The sequence below is a fragment of the Chryseobacterium subflavum genome (assembly GCF_055762745.1).
This window is the reverse complement of record NZ_JBVTMR010000001.1, coordinates 1,273,954-1,290,237: the sequence shown is the minus strand read 5'-3', so window position 1 is coordinate 1,290,237 and position 16,284 is coordinate 1,273,954. Positions and strand designations below refer to the sequence as shown.

Sequence of the window (16,284 nt, the reverse complement as noted above, 5' to 3'; positions counted from 1 at the left end):
CTTTTAATATTTTACTAAATAAGACAGATTCAACCCAATCAGATAAAATGAAAAACGATTGAATTATAAAAACTTATTTTAATGTAAAAAATCCAAAAATTCAATTAAGTAATTTTATTTTTTACACATTAAAAGATAAATGTCATGTTTACTAGCTAACCCACATCTAATATAATGTGCCAAATATTTTTATCTTCCATTCCTCTCCAGCAAAATGCGTTCAATGTCTTTCAGGGAAAAGTTTTTGGCTTTCAACAGAATTAAAAAGTGATACATCAGGTCCGCAGCTTCATCCTTAAACAATTTTTCATTATCGTCCTTTGCTTCGATTACCAGCTCTATGGCCTCCTCACCTACTTTCTGGGCAACCTTGTTGATACCTCTCTGATATAGTGAGTAGGTATAAGATCCCTCTGTTTTATCATCAATTCTTTGTCCTATTTTTTCCTCCAGCTCATATAAAAATCCCTTGGAATCTTTTTCACCAAAACAGCTAAAGCTTCCGGTATGACAAACCACATTTTTAGGAGTAGCTTTTATCAAAATAGTATCCTTATCGCAATCAATATCGATACTTTTTACCATTAAAAAATTCCCTGACTCTTCTCCTTTTGTCCATAATCTGTTTTTTGACCGGCTGAAAAAGGTAACAATTCCTTCCGCCCTGGTTTTGTTCCATGCTTCTTCATTCATATAGCCGAGCATTAAAACCTGTAAAGTCCGTGCATCTTGTATAATAACCGGAACCAGCCCGTTTGTTTTATTAAAATTGATCATTTCTTACCTGTATTTTTTTATATAATAATTCTTTTTTTACATCCTGAATATGAATTTCTCCAAAATGGAAAATACTCGCAGCCAAACCACCGGTAGCTTTTGTTTCCTGAAATACTTCTGTAAAATCTCCTATTGTTCCTGCCCCTCCTGAAGCAATTACGGGGATATTGACAATTTCAGACACCGCTTTGGTTATCCTGATATCAAATCCCTTTTTGGTTCCGTCACCATCCATTGATGTCAGAAGAATTTCACCGGCACCTAAAACTTCAGCTTTTTTAGCCCAATCCAAAGTTTTCAGCTCTGTTGCTTCTCTTCCGCCTTTAATGTGGACCCAATCTTCATTATACACGAATTTTGTGTCAATGGCAACCACAATACACTGACTTCCGAATTCATTGGCCAGATCTGTAATAAGCTGTGGTTTCTTGACAGCAGAAGAATTGATACTGATCTTATCTGCTCCCGCTTCAAGAAGTTTTCTTACATCTTCAATAGAATTGATTCCTCCGCCAACTGTAAAAGGAATGCTTAATTCTTTTGCGATATCCCGGACAAGTTCTACAAAGGTTTTTCTTTCTTCAATAGTAGCTGTGATATCGAGAAAGACCAGTTCGTCCGCACCGTCAATTTCATATTTTTTAGCCAGGCTGATCGGATCTCCTGCATTTCGGAGTCCTTCAAAATTAATTCCTTTCACGGTTGTCCCATCTTTAATATCAAGACATGGAATAATTCTTTTTTTAAGCATTTTCAATAAAGTTCTGAAGTTCTTTTAATTCAATTTTCCCCTCGTAAATAGCTTTTCCGATGATCGTTCCGGAACAGCCTATTTCTTTCATCCTATATACATCCCCGATACCTGAAATTCCTCCACTGGCAATCAGATTAACAGGAACATTCCCTAAAATATCCTGATACAGATCGATTGACGGTCCCTCCAGCATTCCGTCTTTAGAAATATCCGTGCAGATTACCTGCCTAATTCCTTTTTCTTTATATTGAAGGATAAAAGAGATTACATCAATTTGACTTTCTTCAAGCCATCCGGAAGTTTTTATTTTTCTGTTTTCACAATCAGCTCCGAGAATAATTTTTTCAGGACCGTATTTGCTGACCAAAGCGTAACAGAGTTCCGGATCCTGAACTGCAATGCTCCCGATAGTCACCTGACTTGCACCAGCATTAAGAGCCGTCTCAATATCTTCCGGTGTTTTTAATCCTCCTCCAAAATCAATTTGCAAGGAAGTCTCGCGAGCAATTGATTCCAATATTTTCTGATTTACAATATGCCTGGATTTAGCTCCGTCCAGATCTACCAGGTGGAGATACTGAATACCGGAATCTTCAAACTCTTTTGCCACCTCAAGGGGGCTTTCGTTATATATTTTCTTTGTGTTGTAATCTCCTTTAGAAAGACGTACACATTTTCCGTCAATAATATCAATAGCAGGAATGATCTTCATAATTACAGATTTAAAAAGTTTTGAAGTAATCTTGCCCCCACTTTCCCGGACTTTTCAGGGTGAAACTGGGTAGCAAAGAAATTGTCTTTTTGTAGTGACGCACTGAATGGAAGTATATAATCACAAACAGAAGTCGTATACTCAGAAAGCTCACAATAGTAGCTGTGCACGAAATACAGGTCATTTGTTTTTTCAATACCTGAAAAAACAGGACTCTTCAAATCGTTTACTGTATTCCATCCCATATGAGGAACTATATCATTCGCCGGAAATTTTTTGACATTGATATCAAAAATTCCCATTCCTGTAGTATTTCCTTCTTCATTATCTTTACACATCAGCTGCATTCCCAAACATATTCCCAATACCGGCTGTTTTAACCCGGGGATGAACGTATCAAGTCCTTTTTCCTTTAAAAGTTCCATTGTTGAAGATGCTTCTCCTACGCCAGGGAAAATCACTTTATCAGCCTGTTGAATAATAGTAAAATCATCACTGACCACTGATTCCACGTTTAACCTACCCAAGGCATTCTGAACGGATTGTACATTTCCGCCATTATATTTAATAATTGCAATCATCTTATAAGCTTCCTTTAGTTGAAGGTAAATTAAAATTCTGATCGGTCTGATTTACAGCCATCTTTAAAGCTTTGGCAAAAGCCTTAAAAACAGACTCGATCTTGTGATGCTCATTGCTTCCTTCCGCTTTAATATTCAGGTTGGATTGAGATGCATCGGAAAATGATTTAAAAAAGTGGAAAAACAATTCAGTAGGAACATCTCCTATTTTTTCTCTTCTAAAATCAGCATCCCAAACCAGCCATGGTCTCCCTCCAAAATCCAGAGCCACCTGGGCCAGACAGTCGTCCATCGGAAGTAGAAAGCCATATCTTTCAATCCCTTTCTTATTTCCTAATGCTTTAAGAACAGCCTGCCCCAGAACGATGGCCGTATCTTCTATCGTATGGTGTTCATCTACCTGCAGATCTCCCTTCACCTGAATACTTAGATCTAAATTTCCATGCTTTGAAATTTGCTCAAGCATATGATCAAAAAAGTGCAGCCCTGTTGAAATACTGGAGTTGCCTTTCCCATCGAGGTTAACTTCAATTTCTATTTCTGTTTCATTAGTCTTCCTTGCAACTTTTGCTTTTCTTGGCATATCTTTTAAAAACTGATAAATTTCCGACCATTCTTTGGTTGTCAAAGCAGCATTATCATCAGCCATTTCACTGATAAAAATTGCTTTTGATCCTAAATTTTTGGCCAACTGAATATCTGTCAATCGATCTCCGATAACGTATGAGTTTTCAAGATCATAATTTCCATAGATGTATTGACCAAGCATCCCTATTCCTGGCTTTCGGGTAGGAAGATTTTCACGTTCAAAACTTTTATCAATTAATATATCATTGAAAATTATTCCTTCATTTTTAAAAGCATTCAACATTTTTTCCTGAGGCTTAATAAAGTCTTCGTAAGGGAAGCTTTCAGTTCCCAATCCATCCTGATTGGTTACTATTACCAATTCATAATCCAGTTCCCTGGCTATTTTGGAAAGGTTTTGAAAAACACCCGGATAAAACTCCAGTTTCTCCAAAGAATCAACCTGAAAATCTGTAGGTGGCTCAATAATGAGTGTCCCGTCACGGTCTATAAACAGTACTTTTTTCATAATTACACTCTATTTAAAACAGCAATTAATTTCATATTTTCTTCTCTTGTTCCGATATTGATGCGTATGCAATCAGGAATAGCCGGAGCCCTTTTATTGGTAAGTACCTCATTGGCCAGTAACTTTTGATGAACCTGGTCTGCATTGGTAAATTCAACCAGGAAAAAATTGGCATCGGTAGGGAAAATTTTAGTCACGCATTGAAGCTTTTTGAGCTCATTGTTTAACCAGGCTCTTTCAATTAATATATTTTCAACATTCTGCTGAAACAAATCTATCTGATCGATGCTTTTTAAAATCAAATCCTGGCTTAAAGAATTAACGTTATAAGGAGCCTTCACAGTGTTGATGAGATTAATGATTTCTTTAGAAGCATAGGCGATCCCAACTCTTGCTCCCGCTTTTCCCCAGGCCTTTGAAAAAGTTTGAAGAACGATAAGGTTTGGATATTTCATCAGCAATTCCAGGCTGGATTTTTTATCTGAAAATTCAATATAGGCTTCATCGACTACTACAATTCCATCAAAATTCTGTAAGTAGAATTCAATATCATCGACACTGTTCCCCGTAGGATTATTAGGCGAACAAAGGAAAAATATCTTAGGCCGGTTTTCCATGGATATCTTGAGAAAGTTTTCCTTGATAATCTCAAAGTTTTCGTCAAGATCCATTTTGATCACCTTGTTTTCGTTGATCGTAGCATAAAATGCATACATCGCAAAAGATGGATTCATCATCATGATAGCGTCTTTTTTGGGCTCACAGAAAATCCTTATGATCAGGTCTATAAGCTCATCACTTCCGTTTCCGATTGCGATCTGCTCTGGAGATAGTTCCTTGAGATCTGCAATTTTATTTTTAAGCTTCTTCTGGGTAGAATCCGGATACCGGTTAAACTCTCCAAAAGGACTTTCATTGGCATCCATTAGAACCGGTGATTCAAATTCATTATGATCCCTGAAACTGATATAAGGTTGTAGCTCTAAAATATTCTTCCGTACAAATTGACTGATCGTTAATTGTTTCATCTATTTTTTATTTTTTAATCGTATTGAAACGGCATTCTTGTGGGCAAATAATCCTTCTGCCTCTGCCATTATTTCTATTGTTTTTCCCAAATTCTGCAAGCCTTTTGCTGAAAGCTCCTGAAAAGTGATTTTCTTTACAAAACTGTCCAATGAAACACCGCTGTAATTGCGTGCAAATCCGTTGGTAGGAAGTGTGTGATTGGTTCCACTGGCATAATCTCCGGCGCTTTCACAGGAATAGTTTCCTAAAAACACGGACCCAGCATTTTGAATTGAAGAAATAGATCCCTCAAAATTTTCTATTGCCAGAATAAGGTGTTCCGGACCATATAAATTGCTGAATTCTATTGCTTCTTCTACCGTATTAAGTAAAATAAAATAACTGTTGTTTAAAGACTCTTCCGCAAATTGATTCCTGGGAAGTTTTTTGATCTGATTATCTATTTCTTTGATCGTTTCAGTAAATATTCCAAAATCTGTAGAAATAAAAACAACCTGACTGTCACTTCCGTGTTCTGCCTGGGAAAGAAGATCAGCCGCACAGAAAGCAGGCACTGCCTGCTGATCTGCAATAACCAGAACTTCACTTGGCCCTGCAGGCATATCAATGGCTACCCCATAGTTTTGTGCATATTCTTTTGCTGCAACCACAAACTGATTTCCGGGCCCGAATATTTTATATACGTTTGGTATACTTTCCGTTCCGATAGCCATTGCTGCAATAGCCTGTGCTCCTCCTGCTTTAAATATTCTGGTCACCCCACAAATCATTGCGCTATAAAGAATGGCAGGATTAATATTTCCATTTTTATTCGGAGGAGTGCACAGAATAATTTCTTTACATCCGGCTAAACGGGCAGGAATAGCCAACATCAGAACCGTTGAAAATAAAGGCGCAGTTCCTCCGGGAATATAGATCCCTACTTTATCAACCGCACGATTTTCCCGCCAGCAAATCACTCCTTTTGTAGTCTCTATTTTTTTCGTTTCCGGTTGTTGCAGAGCATGAAATTTTGTAATGTTTTCGCTCGCCTCCTGAATTGCCTTTTTTAACGCTGGGCTGACCAAAGATTTCGCCTGTTCAATCTCGACTTGGGAAACTTCTATTTCTTCAATATCAGCAGAATCATATTTCTTCGTAAATTCAAGCAATGCTTTATCACCTTCCTCTTCTATCTTCCTGAATACTTCTGAAATAATTTCTGAGATTTCTTCTTTTTTCCGGGCAGGACGCTTAACCAGCTCCTTCCATGTTTCTTTTTTAGGATATCTGTGTATAAACATAATTAAATCACCATTTTATCGATTGGAATTATAAGAATATCTTGTGCTCCGTTGTCCTTGAGTTCATCAATAACGTCCCAGAACCTTTCTTCGTCAATAACGGAGTGAATACTGCTCCACCCTTTTTCAGCCAGGGGAAGTACGGTAGGACTTTTAAGAACCGGAAGTACTCTGGAAATATCTTTGATCTTATCATCAGGTACATTCATAAGAATATATTTGGAATTTTTTGCTTTGAGCACAGCCTTGACCCTGAATAAAAACCGATTCAGAATGTTTTCTTTTTCCTCATTCAACTGAAGGTTTTTAGCAAGTACTGCTTCAGATTTCAATAAGGTGATAGTCTCCCTTAATCCGTTTTTAAATAAAGTGCTTCCCGAACTTACAATATCACAGATCCCATCTGCCAATCCTATATTGGGAGCAATTTCAACAGAGCCTGAAATAACGTGAATATCTGCTGATACAGCATTTTCTGCCAGGAATTTTTTAAGGGTATTGGGATATGATGTAGCAATTTTCTTTCCCTGAAAATAATTCAGTTCATCGGTTTCTACATCTTTGGGAACTGCTAGAGAAACCCTGCATTTTGAAAATCCGAGCTTCTGAACAATTTCAATTTGCTTTTCTTTTTCTACCAGCAGGTTTTCACCTACAATGGCGATATCCACCACACCATCTTCAAGGTATTGAGGGATATCAGAGTTTCTGAGATACATGATTTCAAATGGAAAATTGTCTACAGAAACCTTTAGCTGGTCTTTTCCGTTGTTAACGAAAATTCCACAATCTTTTAAAAGCTGTAAAGAATCTTCATAAAGTCTGCCGCTCTTCTGGATGGCAATTTTTAATTTACTCATTGTTGCACATATTGGGTCTGAGTAAATGAAAAGTATTTTTGAAAAGTTTCCGGGAAGAATTTGAAACAAAAAACCGTCTGTTACTCAGACGGTTTTTAATTATTTTTTGATTTTAACACAGGCTACTATCAATCAATTCCGTCTTAGCAGAGATGATGATGATAATGATGTAGTGTTAAAAAATTCGGTTTCATGTTTGAAAATTGTGGTACAAATGTAGGACTTATTTTTAAATAACAAAATTTTTTTTACAAAATTTCATGATACAAATTCATCAGTTCCTGTGCAATAGGTTCGTCATTAAACTTCTGAACGAACTCAAAACCCAGATCAGCACGACGTTTTCTTTCCGCCTGATTATCCCATAAAAATTGTATTTTGGATTGAATATCCAAATAATTTTCCGGATTAATATAAACGGAGTTCTTTCCTCCCGCTTCCGGCAGACTGCTTATATTACTCGTTATGGCAACGGTTTTTGAAAAAAGCGCTTCAATAACAGGGATTCCAAATCCCTCAAATAAACTGGGATAAATAAAAATATCAGCAAACTTATAGATAACGGCCAGTTCATCCATAGAAACTCCTTCTAAAAAGTGAACCTGATTTTCTAATTTATTCTTCCTGATGAAGGTTTCCAGTTTCTTATAATATCCGGTTTTCCGCCCTATAACAACCAAAGGAATTCCGGTTCCATTGATAGCCTTTAAAACATTTAAAAGATTTTTACGCTCCTCAATAGTCCCTACATTTAAAATAAATCTTTCCGGAAGTTTAAATTTTTCTTTTGTAGCTTTAATCAAATCTTCGGGCTGCTGTTCTTTAAAAGCCTTGTGACAACCCTGATAAATAACTTTAATTTTATTTTCAGGTACCTTCAGATATTGGATAATATCGTTTTTGGTCTGTTCTGAAATAGCAATAATTTTGTCTGCACTTTGCGCCGCCTTTTTAAATTTCCATAAATGAATCTTGCGGTCAAAAAATGAGTAATACTGAGGATATCTTACGAAAATAAGATCATGAATCGTTACAACCTTCTTTATTGGTTTTTTGTCCCATTTTAAAGGCAATTCCCCGGATAGACCATGAAAAATATCGGCTCCGCTTTTCTGGGCATCCTTTCCCATTTTGAACTGACGGGACATACTTCCTTTGGAGGTTTCAACAAACTGAACATTAGGGTTTTGAAGTATATCTGCCCCCCTGTCTGATTTATTTTTATTGAGTAACAGGTACTGATTATTGGGAAAATATTCTGAAAGAATTCTTACAAGATCCCTGGAATAATTACCCAGCCCGGAAGTATTATGGAAAAAACGTTTAGCGTCAAAAGCAATCTTCATGATTCTATCTTTTTTTGAAATTCCTGAAATGTTCCAAAGCTATACTTCTTATTTTTCAGCCATCCTATGAATTCATCAAACCTTTCTACCATATCAACTCCGGAATTTTTCACCGTAAAGCCAGGAAGTTTAAAGGCTTCATCCTTAATTTCAGCAAACTCCCATGGGTGAAAGTATATATTAAGGTACTTATCTTTCTTCAGGCTATCTGAAGCTATTTTTTTATAGATGGAAAGGGGAAAATTATGGAAACTCAGCCAGAATAAAGGAATCCTGAAATTTGGAGAAACAGAAGCCGGAATCTGGGTAACATTTCCCTCTTTGAAGTAAGTCCTGGATACTTTCAGGTTATTATATCTTCCCGGTAAAAAGGTTGGATTAATCGAAGAATTATAAGAATAACCCGCTTTTTCCACTGCCATTTCATTAACAGGCATCATCCTTGGCATCCGAAGGCCGGTAACTTTTGCTGAAAATAACTCTTCAAGTTTCTCCCGGGATTCTTTTAAATGCTTTTCCTCAAATTCAGAATGAAACCATGTGTGGGAAGCCAGTTCATGTCCTTCGCTTAACAATCTTTCGATTAAATGTTTACTGTTTTCTGCAAAGACAACAGTTGAAAAAAAAGTCGCTTTTACCTGATGTTTTTTCAAAAGGTCAAGTATTCTTTCCAATCCTTTCTGAGAAATAGAGATCTGCCTATCAAAAGGAATTTCTCCTTTATACTCTAATGGCATATCAAATTCCTCGATGTCAAAACTTAATAAAACCATTTATAATTTTTTATTTTTAATAATGTAATTAGGCCTTTCTTTAACCTGTTTAAAAATTTTGCCCAGATACATCCCGATAATTCCAAGGATGATAAGCTGTAAGCCACCAAAAAATACGATCGTCATAATCAAAGATGCCCAACCTGAAATTTCTGTATGAGACACAAAAGAATGAATCACATAGATTCCATAGCCGATCACTGATATTGCAGAAAACAGGAATCCCAAATAAGCCGCAATATAAAGAGGTTTTACGCTGAAAGCCGTTATTCCCGTGAAAGCAAAAGTTATCATCTTCTTGAGATTATAACTACTTTTACCAGCCAACCTCTCATTAGCCGTGAAATTAAGGGCTGTTTGTTTAAAGCCCATCCAGCTTGTCAGTCCTCTTAAAAATAAATCATCTTCATTGAATTGCCTCATTACTTCCATAGCACTGGCATCCAAAAGTCTGAAATCAGATCCTCCCCCTTTAGTAAGGTTTACATCAGAAAGATTAGATAACAGCTTATAGAAAAAATCGGAGGTTTTCCTTTTAAAGAAAGAAATTTCTTTCGGATAGGTCCTTACCGTTAATACAACATCATAGCCTTCTTCCCATTTTCTGATCATATCAGGAATCAGCTCCGGAGGGTGTTGAAGATCTCCGTCCATAGAAATCACAGCATTTCCGTAAGCCTGATCCATCCCTGCTTTTACTGCCGGCTGATGCCCGAAATTCCTTGAGAATTCAATAAATTTCACTTCATCATACAGCTCGGACAGTTCCTCAAGTTTTTGCTGTGTATTATCCCTGCTTCCGTCATTTACAAATATAATTTCGAAATCATAAGCCTTTAACCCGGAAAAAACCTCTTTGATCTTCTGATGGATCATAGCTACGTTTCCTTCTTCGTTATAGGCTGGTATTACAATAGAAATTTTTTTCATCGGATCAGTTCAGGCTATAATTTTTTTCAAAATCTTTGGTTAAAAGTTCATATACAACTCTTAGCCAAACAATAATGCAAGGTACCGCTTTTAATGAATATTTGATGATATAATCATTTTTGACTGATTTAGGAAAAAGATCTGAAGTTGAAAAACAAGTAAAAATGATCACAAAAATCAACAATCCAATGATAAATGGTGTTCTTTCTTTCTGAAGAAAAAACCAGATCATCACTCCTACAACAGCAATGATATACGTAGGTGATTCTGAACTTGAGCTGAATAGCACCAAAAACAATAATGTAGAAGCCAGAATCATTAGCTGAAAAGCATAATTTTTATATTGTTTTATTCGCACATATGGCAAAGCAAATAATGGCAAGCCAAAAGCTAAAAATATAAGATTGGAAATGGAGGCATCCCCAAGAACTCTTCTTACAAAACCCATTAATGAAATATCCTGCATATTTCCCAATACCTGGTTTTCATTATTCTTCTCTACAATAGAATGAAACCAATCTGCATAGCTCTGTATGACAAACTGAGGAGTGGAATAGATCATAGGAATGACAAAAAACAATGCGGCAATTACAATCCCCGAAATAATAAACTTCATCTTATTTTTGATGAAGAAAAACTGGCTCAATCCTACAATACCATATATTTTCACAAAAACACCAATGAGAATCGCTGTAGCCGAACGTACTTCTTTTCTTTCATAGATGTATACTGCAGATAATATCAAAAGCCCTGTAAGAGCTACATTAAACTGCAGGCTTAATGCAGCGGTAATATACTCCTGGAGGCACAGCAATCCGAATATCGCCTTTTTGGAATCCGAAAACGGAAGCTTATAAATGGCAAATACAAATACAAAAGTATTAATCAGATTCCAGAGTGAAATTCCCAGCCAGTCCGGCATAACGGCAAACGGAGCAATCAATAAGCTAAAAAAAACTCCATAATGATTCAAATCAAAATAGAGGTCAGGATAATGGATAAATAAATTTTTCTGATGAATGGTATTAAAAAATACATTTTTAAAAATCAGATAGTTGTTGATGGCATAATCTCCTCTCAGATATTTGGAAATTGCAGTAACTACCGATATAATAAGATAAACCCCAAATATATATTTAGGGTTTAGTATAAATTTTAAAACTTTATCTTTCAAAATTGTGCAGTATTAGATGGATAAGTGCTTATATAGCTACATTATTTTCCCTTAATGCATCATTAAGAGAAGTCTTCTTGTCTGTAGATTCTTTCCTTGTACCAATAATCAAAGCACAAGGAACCTGATATTCCCCTGCCGGATATTGTTTGGTGTAGCTTCCAGGAATTACCACTGAACGGGCAGGTACTCTACCTTTGATCTCAATCGGTTGATCTCCTGTAACGTCAATGATCTTTGTTGAAGCAGTTAATACTACATTAGCTCCCAATACCGCTTCTTTTTCCACATGTACTCCTTCTACCACGATACATCTTGAACCAATGAAACAATCGTCTTCAATAATTACCGGTGCAGCCTGTAATGGTTCTAAAACACCACCGATGCCAACACCACCGCTAAGGTGAACATTTTTACCGATCTGTGCACAGCTTCCAACGGTTGCCCAGGTATCTACCATCGTTCCTGAATCTACATAAGCCCCGATATTTACATAAGAAGGCATCATAATTACTCCTGAAGCAACAAAAGCTCCTTCTCTTGCAATAGCATGAGGTACAACACGTACTCCTTTTTCAGCATAATTTCTCTTCAAAGGAATTTTGTCATGGAATTCAAATGGTCCCACTTCAATGGTCTCCATTTTCTGAATCGGGAAATACATTACTACAGCTTTCTTCACCCATTCATTTACCTGCCACCCGTTTTCCGTAGGTTCAGCAACACGAAGTTCCCCGGAATCCAATAAAGAAATAACTTCTCTTATCGCCTTCTGGCTATCTTCATTTTGTAATAAGTCCCTATTATCCCAGATGTTCTCAATAGTTTGTTGTAACGACATGTTTATAATTTAAATTAATTTGAATAATTATACCGGCCAAAGATACAAAAAAGTTCAGCAAAACCTTTTGAAACTTAGTGAATGCAAAATGATTTAAATCAATCTGCCGTCGTATAAAAACTGAAATGATAACAGAAAGATAATACAGAATATTTACTCATTACAAAACCCTTCGGGCATGCAGATACGCTTTATTCCAATACTTTTCATTTAAAGAAGAAATCATCACCCCTTTTGAGGTTGAAGCATGGATAAATCTGATTTCGCCATCGTTTCCGATATCATGAACAATGCCAACATGCGATACTCTGCTTCCACCTGCAGTTGCAAAAAACAGCAAATCCCCGGGTTTCACTTCACTGATGTCAATTTTCTTTCCCGTATCTGCCTGATCAGAAGATCTTCGAGGTAATTTCTGGTCGTTTTCTTCAAATACTTTTACCGTAAAACCGGAACAATCGAATCCTGAAGAAGTACTGCCTCCAAATTTATACGGAGTTCCAATGTACTTTTCAGCATCTTTCAGAATACTATTGATTGAGCCAGACACTTTCCCATTGAAATTTGAATCCAGACGTCTGAGGTTTTCAGATCTTGCCACTGTTTTTGTGTTACTCTTTTTTGAAGAAACACTTTTACTGCTTCCGCATGAAATCACAGTAGAGGTTACAATCAGCAAAGCAGCAATCTGCTTTATTCTCATTTTTCCAATAAATAATCCTGTTGTCATATCTGCTTGATTTTTACCGAGGTACGTAATTATTTACAAATATACATTTTATATTTTAATTATATAAAATCTATACTACAACTATATTATAAATATATGTTAAAATTTTATATTTATTTAATTATCACTATATTTGGTTTTAATTTTGAGAAAATGGCCACATATGAAAGCATAATTAAAATAACAGGATCAGTTGGTGACCTTGTTTTTTACACTTTGAACGGAAAAAATGTCGTCCGGAAGAAAAGTGGGTTTAATAAAAATGCTTTCAAAAAAAGCGCTTCCTACGAAAAAGTAAGACAAAACAGTTCCGAATTCGGACATTGCTCAAAAGTGGGGAAAATAATACGCCAGGCCCTGGACCATTACGTTAAAGCTGCTGGAGACCCGCTACTCTATCAAAGTTTCGCGAAAACAATGACGAGAATTAAGGATCTTGATCAGATTTCAGTAAGAGGAAACCGTAATGTGAAACATGGATTGCCTTTGGAAGAGGGAAAAAAACTGCTCAAGGAGTTTCAGTTTGGACAGATCCCGGTTATTTCAGACCATATTTCTGTCTCATTTGACCTTTGGGAGAACAATCTTCACATTCATAAAAAAAGTGAAGCTGATGAAGTTACCATTGTTACTTTAAAGGTAGATACTGACTCGTATTCGATTGAAAAGTTTGAACAAACCGAGGCTTTGAAACCTGACATGGAAATGATCAGGTTTGAAAAGCATTTTTCTGACGATGATCTTCTCCTCTATTTTATGGTTTTGAAAAGAAAAGGTGAGATTTTAAATATGGGGTTTGTGTAATGTAAACCATTCCTTTATTTATTTTTTCTAGCTCCCCTTTACGTAAAGGGGTTTATTTATATATTAAGTATACATCACGTCAGGATGTGACAAAAGCAGCAACCTAAAAAGCTATTGAAATATATTCAGCAACAGTAAAAAAGGAAACAAAAAATCCCTCATTTGAGGGAAGTATTTCTTAATCGTCACAGTGGGTAGTAACACAATAATTACCAGTTGGGTGATAACAACATTGATATTCTGCAGTTGGACAATGTGATCCTCCGCATGCTGGACCTGTTGGATCTGTTCCGATTCCGGTATCTGGTTTATCAGGGCCCCCTCCGTTAACTTGCTTTAGTTTCGCTCTTGAAACTTTTTTTAGATTTTTCATAGTAGTTTTATTTTATGAATTGTGAATATAATAAAAATAAAGAAATATACAATGCGAATAAATAAAATAAAGCTAATTTTAAATATGAAATAACAATTGTAAAACTTTATAAGTGCTTTTAACAATTTCTTTATGATGACTTTGTTATCAGTTACAATAAATAATCTATTTGCTAAAACGGTAAAATACTTTAATGGAAAACATACCAAGGTATACGTAAAAAACTTAAGCAATGAGCTATTTATGAGTTTATAAAAAATAATTGTGCTTTTGTGTATCAGGCTTATTATTGAAATAAAAAATCCCTTTATATAAAGGGATTGCTCATTGTTTGTGGAGAATACGGGGATCGAACCCGTCACCTTTAGACTGCCAGTCTAACGCTCTAGCCAGATGAGCTAATTCCCCATTTTTGTGGACTTCATTTTCTGAAGCGGTACAAAAGTAAGTATTTATAGCGCATATACAAATATTTTCTAAAATTTTATTTATAAACTTCTGTAATGAACTGAATAATAAATACAAAATTTAGTAAGATCAGGAATAAATATCTGTACCAGGATTACAATTCATTTTTTCCAAGGTCTATTTTTAACTTTTTTCTATCATTTGCAGTCTTTATGACTGCAATCATAAATGTATTATAAGAGTACACTTAAATTTATACTTATAATTTTTCATCGTTTTTACAGTCGTTGAGCTTCCCGATATGGGAAGCTTTTTTTATTGAAAAAAAATATAGAAAATGACGTCTACATACCACACGGAGGTAAAAACTGGTTTGGAATTTGCTGAGAATTTTTCATCAATCTTTATAAAAATTATTCTTATAACCTAAAAGCTTACAATTATGATAATACGTGAAGATTTATTGCTGGCACATGGTGCGGTTTACAAGGAATTTCAACCAGATGAAATAATATTTGAAGAAGGCAGTCAACCTAAATATTATTATCAGATATGTACTGGTACAGTGGAGTTATTTAATTACCACTCAAACGGAAAAGAATTTATTCAGAACATTTTAAATGACGGACAAAGTATTGGTGAATCCCTTTTATTTACAGACAGACCTTATCCAATGAACGCAATTACAAAGACAAATTGCATCCTGTTATGTCTTGGCAAAAATGATTTTAATAATCTTGTAAGCCAGGATGCTAACATAATGCAGAATTTATTACAATGTTTGTCTGAAAGGTTGTATTACAAATATTTAATGCTTTTTAATTTATCAGGCATTGAGCCTGCTACAAAGATTAAAACAGTTCTGGATTATATTAAAGATTATAATTTAAGAGAGGTATCTGATACTGTCCAGGTTCCGTTTACCCGTCAACAGATTGCAAACCTTACCGGCCTGACGGTAGAAACGGTGATAAGAACCATAAAAAAAATGGAAACGGAAAATATCCTGAAAATAGAAAGAGGAAAAATCCATTATTAACGGGTAAAATACCTAATGATAGGAAAAAATAATCTGTGGAGTCTTTCAAAAAAGAAAGACTCTTTTTTTATGGCTTGAAAAAGATTTAATAGAAAATCTTCCCATTTACGATTGAAAGCAGATTACGGCTCTCCATCCTTTTAACTGTCCTTATGACCGATTCAATAGTTAACCCCGTCAACGATGCCAATTGCTGTCTGGTATAAGGTATAATAAAGGGGCGGGTATCATTTAATGTATAAAACTGTTTAATATAATCTAATAAAATAGTTAATCGCTCCTGAGAAGTGACACATCCCAGTGTTGAGAGCATAAGATTTTTATAGTGGATCCTTTCTGCTGTATAGGCATATAAATTGACTAAAAGAGAAGGAATATTTTCTATAAGTTGTATAAACTGATTCTTTTCTACGCGAATGATCTTACAATCTGAAATTGCTATTGCACTAAAAGGATATTTTTTATCAGTAAATAAATAAGATTCTGCAATGCAATGCCCATTGAAAGGCAGGCCATAAAAATATTCTTTACCGTCAAAATGAACTGAATTCATCTTTGCTGTACCTTTTATAATCTGTAAATAATATTTTGCGCAAGTAGCCTCTTCTACTATACATTCATTAGCCCGATATTCTATTACTTCTCCCCCATTTTGAAGTAACAGATTTTCGCATATTATCATTTCTTAATGTTTGGTCATTCAAAATTATAGGTATATTATCAATAATTAGTGAAATGTGGTATCAAAAAGTACAACTGAAGGCATTCCGGATA

General features: G+C 35.5%; 18 protein-coding genes and 1 tRNA gene. 2 read left to right on the top strand and 17 right to left on the bottom strand.

Features of this window, described 5'->3' with window-relative positions; all coding sequences use genetic code 11:
* Positions 1–189: 189 nt before the first annotated feature.
* From hisIE to AC0INN_RS05465, 14 genes are all read right to left on the bottom strand, one after another.
* Positions 190–777: a bifunctional phosphoribosyl-AMP cyclohydrolase/phosphoribosyl-ATP diphosphatase HisIE gene (hisIE, locus tag AC0INN_RS05530; protein ID WP_306612154.1), complete on the bottom strand. Its 588-nt coding sequence runs from the start codon at positions 775–777 to the stop codon at positions 190–192.
* Positions 764–1,528, bottom strand: a complete 765-nt coding sequence (gene hisF, locus AC0INN_RS05525) for an imidazole glycerol phosphate synthase subunit HisF (RefSeq protein WP_273647914.1) — start codon at positions 1,526–1,528, stop codon at positions 764–766. Before hisF ends, hisIE begins: the two co-directional genes overlap by 14 nt.
* On the bottom strand, positions 1,521–2,243 hold the full coding sequence (hisA, locus tag AC0INN_RS05520) for a 1-(5-phosphoribosyl)-5-[(5-phosphoribosylamino)methylideneamino]imidazole-4-carboxamide isomerase (RefSeq protein WP_306612151.1): 723 nt from the start codon (positions 2,241–2,243) through the stop codon (positions 1,521–1,523). The genes hisF and hisA overlap by 8 nt, the downstream gene beginning before the upstream one ends.
* Before the next feature lie 2 nt (positions 2,244–2,245).
* The gene (gene hisH / locus AC0INN_RS05515) at positions 2,246–2,824 is read right to left on the bottom strand and encodes an imidazole glycerol phosphate synthase subunit HisH (protein ID WP_306612149.1); all 579 of its coding nucleotides are present in this window, start codon (positions 2,822–2,824) and stop codon (positions 2,246–2,248) included.
* Position 2,825: 1 nt separating this feature from the next.
* Positions 2,826–3,920: a bifunctional histidinol-phosphatase/imidazoleglycerol-phosphate dehydratase HisB gene (hisB, locus tag AC0INN_RS05510; protein ID WP_306612148.1), complete on the bottom strand. Its 1,095-nt coding sequence runs from the start codon at positions 3,918–3,920 to the stop codon at positions 2,826–2,828.
* A gap of 2 nt (positions 3,921–3,922) precedes the next feature.
* Positions 3,923–4,948: a histidinol-phosphate transaminase gene (gene hisC / locus AC0INN_RS05505; protein WP_306612146.1), complete on the bottom strand. Its 1,026-nt coding sequence runs from the start codon at positions 4,946–4,948 to the stop codon at positions 3,923–3,925.
* On the bottom strand, positions 4,949–6,232 hold the full coding sequence (gene hisD / locus AC0INN_RS05500) for a histidinol dehydrogenase (RefSeq protein WP_306612144.1): 1,284 nt from the start codon (positions 6,230–6,232) through the stop codon (positions 4,949–4,951).
* Positions 6,233–6,234: 2 nt separating this feature from the next.
* Positions 6,235–7,092, bottom strand: coding sequence for an ATP phosphoribosyltransferase (gene hisG / locus AC0INN_RS05495; protein ID WP_172283016.1), 858 nt, complete (start codon positions 7,090–7,092; stop codon positions 6,235–6,237).
* 248 nt (positions 7,093–7,340) lie between these two features.
* A complete protein-coding gene (locus AC0INN_RS05490) occupies positions 7,341–8,438 on the bottom strand; it encodes a glycosyltransferase family 4 protein (RefSeq protein WP_273647907.1) in 1,098 nt (365 codons plus the stop codon).
* Positions 8,435–9,211, bottom strand: a complete 777-nt coding sequence (locus tag AC0INN_RS05485) for a polysaccharide deacetylase family protein (protein WP_273647906.1) — start codon at positions 9,209–9,211, stop codon at positions 8,435–8,437. Before AC0INN_RS05485 ends, AC0INN_RS05490 begins: the two co-directional genes overlap by 4 nt.
* The gene (locus tag AC0INN_RS05480) at positions 9,212–10,141 is read right to left on the bottom strand and encodes a glycosyltransferase family 2 protein (RefSeq protein WP_273647905.1); all 930 of its coding nucleotides are present in this window, start codon (positions 10,139–10,141) and stop codon (positions 9,212–9,214) included.
* A gap of 4 nt (positions 10,142–10,145) precedes the next feature.
* Positions 10,146–11,315 carry a glycosyltransferase family 87 protein gene (locus tag AC0INN_RS05475; protein ID WP_273647904.1) on the bottom strand — a complete coding sequence of 390 codons (1,170 nt, stop codon included), beginning with the start codon at positions 11,313–11,315 and terminating at the stop codon, positions 10,146–10,148.
* 28 nt (positions 11,316–11,343) lie between these two features.
* Positions 11,344–12,156, bottom strand: a complete 813-nt coding sequence (locus AC0INN_RS05470) for a 2,3,4,5-tetrahydropyridine-2,6-dicarboxylate N-succinyltransferase (protein ID WP_273647903.1) — start codon at positions 12,154–12,156, stop codon at positions 11,344–11,346.
* A 160-nt stretch (positions 12,157–12,316) separates the two neighbouring features.
* Positions 12,317–12,886, bottom strand: a complete 570-nt coding sequence (locus AC0INN_RS05465; RefSeq protein ID WP_228457032.1) for a C40 family peptidase — start codon at positions 12,884–12,886, stop codon at positions 12,317–12,319.
* 153 nt (positions 12,887–13,039) lie between these two features.
* Between AC0INN_RS05465 and AC0INN_RS05460 the strand changes: the two genes are divergently transcribed.
* Positions 13,040–13,690 (top strand): hypothetical protein, encoded by a 651-nt coding sequence (locus AC0INN_RS05460; RefSeq protein ID WP_273647902.1) that lies wholly within the window; start codon positions 13,040–13,042, stop codon positions 13,688–13,690.
* Between the two features lie 178 nt (positions 13,691–13,868).
* Here AC0INN_RS05460 and AC0INN_RS05455 read toward each other — a convergent pair whose 3' ends face one another.
* On the bottom strand, positions 13,869–14,063 hold the full coding sequence (locus AC0INN_RS05455; RefSeq protein ID WP_407933714.1) for a bacteriocin-like protein: 195 nt from the start codon (positions 14,061–14,063) through the stop codon (positions 13,869–13,871).
* A gap of 334 nt (positions 14,064–14,397) precedes the next feature.
* Positions 14,398–14,471: transfer RNA gene (locus tag AC0INN_RS05450), tRNA-Ala, on the bottom strand.
* 442 nt (positions 14,472–14,913) lie between these two features.
* On the opposite strand from AC0INN_RS05450, the gene AC0INN_RS05445 reads away from it, so the two are divergent.
* Positions 14,914–15,510, top strand: coding sequence for a Crp/Fnr family transcriptional regulator (locus AC0INN_RS05445; RefSeq protein WP_172283032.1), 597 nt, complete (start codon positions 14,914–14,916; stop codon positions 15,508–15,510).
* A gap of 85 nt (positions 15,511–15,595) precedes the next feature.
* Here AC0INN_RS05445 and AC0INN_RS05440 read toward each other — a convergent pair whose 3' ends face one another.
* Positions 15,596–16,192, bottom strand: a complete 597-nt coding sequence (locus AC0INN_RS05440) for a Crp/Fnr family transcriptional regulator (protein ID WP_306612136.1) — start codon at positions 16,190–16,192, stop codon at positions 15,596–15,598.
* Positions 16,193–16,284 lie beyond the last annotated feature (92 nt).

Bases quoted from the DNA above. Each gene is read 5' to 3' on its own strand.
- hisIE (WP_306612154.1), bottom strand. From the start codon at position 777: ATGATCAATTTTAATAAAACAAACGGGCTGGTTCCGGTTATTATACAA.
- hisF (WP_273647914.1), bottom strand. From the start codon at position 1,528: ATGCTTAAAAAAAGAATTATTCCATGTCTTGATATTAAAGATGGGACA.
- hisA (WP_306612151.1), bottom strand. From the start codon at position 2,243: ATGAAGATCATTCCTGCTATTGATATTATTGACGGAAAATGTGTACGT.
- hisH (WP_306612149.1), bottom strand. From the start codon at position 2,824: ATGATTGCAATTATTAAATATAATGGCGGAAATGTACAATCCGTTCAG.
- hisB (WP_306612148.1), bottom strand. From the start codon at position 3,920: ATGAAAAAAGTACTGTTTATAGACCGTGACGGGACACTCATTATTGAG.
- hisC (WP_306612146.1), bottom strand. From the start codon at position 4,948: ATGAAACAATTAACGATCAGTCAATTTGTACGGAAGAATATTTTAGAG.
- hisD (WP_306612144.1), bottom strand. From the start codon at position 6,232: ATGTTTATACACAGATATCCTAAAAAAGAAACATGGAAGGAGCTGGTT.
- hisG (WP_172283016.1), bottom strand. From the start codon at position 7,092: ATGAGTAAATTAAAAATTGCCATCCAGAAGAGCGGCAGACTTTATGAA.
- AC0INN_RS05490 (WP_273647907.1), bottom strand. From the start codon at position 8,438: ATGAAGATTGCTTTTGACGCTAAACGTTTTTTCCATAATACTTCCGGG.
- AC0INN_RS05485 (WP_273647906.1), bottom strand. From the start codon at position 9,211: ATGGTTTTATTAAGTTTTGACATCGAGGAATTTGATATGCCATTAGAG.
- AC0INN_RS05480 (WP_273647905.1), bottom strand. From the start codon at position 10,141: ATGAAAAAAATTTCTATTGTAATACCAGCCTATAACGAAGAAGGAAAC.
- AC0INN_RS05470 (WP_273647903.1), bottom strand. From the start codon at position 12,156: ATGTCGTTACAACAAACTATTGAGAACATCTGGGATAATAGGGACTTA.
- AC0INN_RS05465 (WP_228457032.1), bottom strand. From the start codon at position 12,886: ATGACAACAGGATTATTTATTGGAAAAATGAGAATAAAGCAGATTGCT.
- AC0INN_RS05460 (WP_273647902.1), top strand. From the start codon at position 13,040: ATGGCCACATATGAAAGCATAATTAAAATAACAGGATCAGTTGGTGAC.
- AC0INN_RS05455 (WP_407933714.1), bottom strand. From the start codon at position 14,063: ATGAAAAATCTAAAAAAAGTTTCAAGAGCGAAACTAAAGCAAGTTAAC.
- AC0INN_RS05445 (WP_172283032.1), top strand. From the start codon at position 14,914: ATGATAATACGTGAAGATTTATTGCTGGCACATGGTGCGGTTTACAAG.
- AC0INN_RS05440 (WP_306612136.1), bottom strand. From the start codon at position 16,192: ATGATAATATGCGAAAATCTGTTACTTCAAAATGGGGGAGAAGTAATA.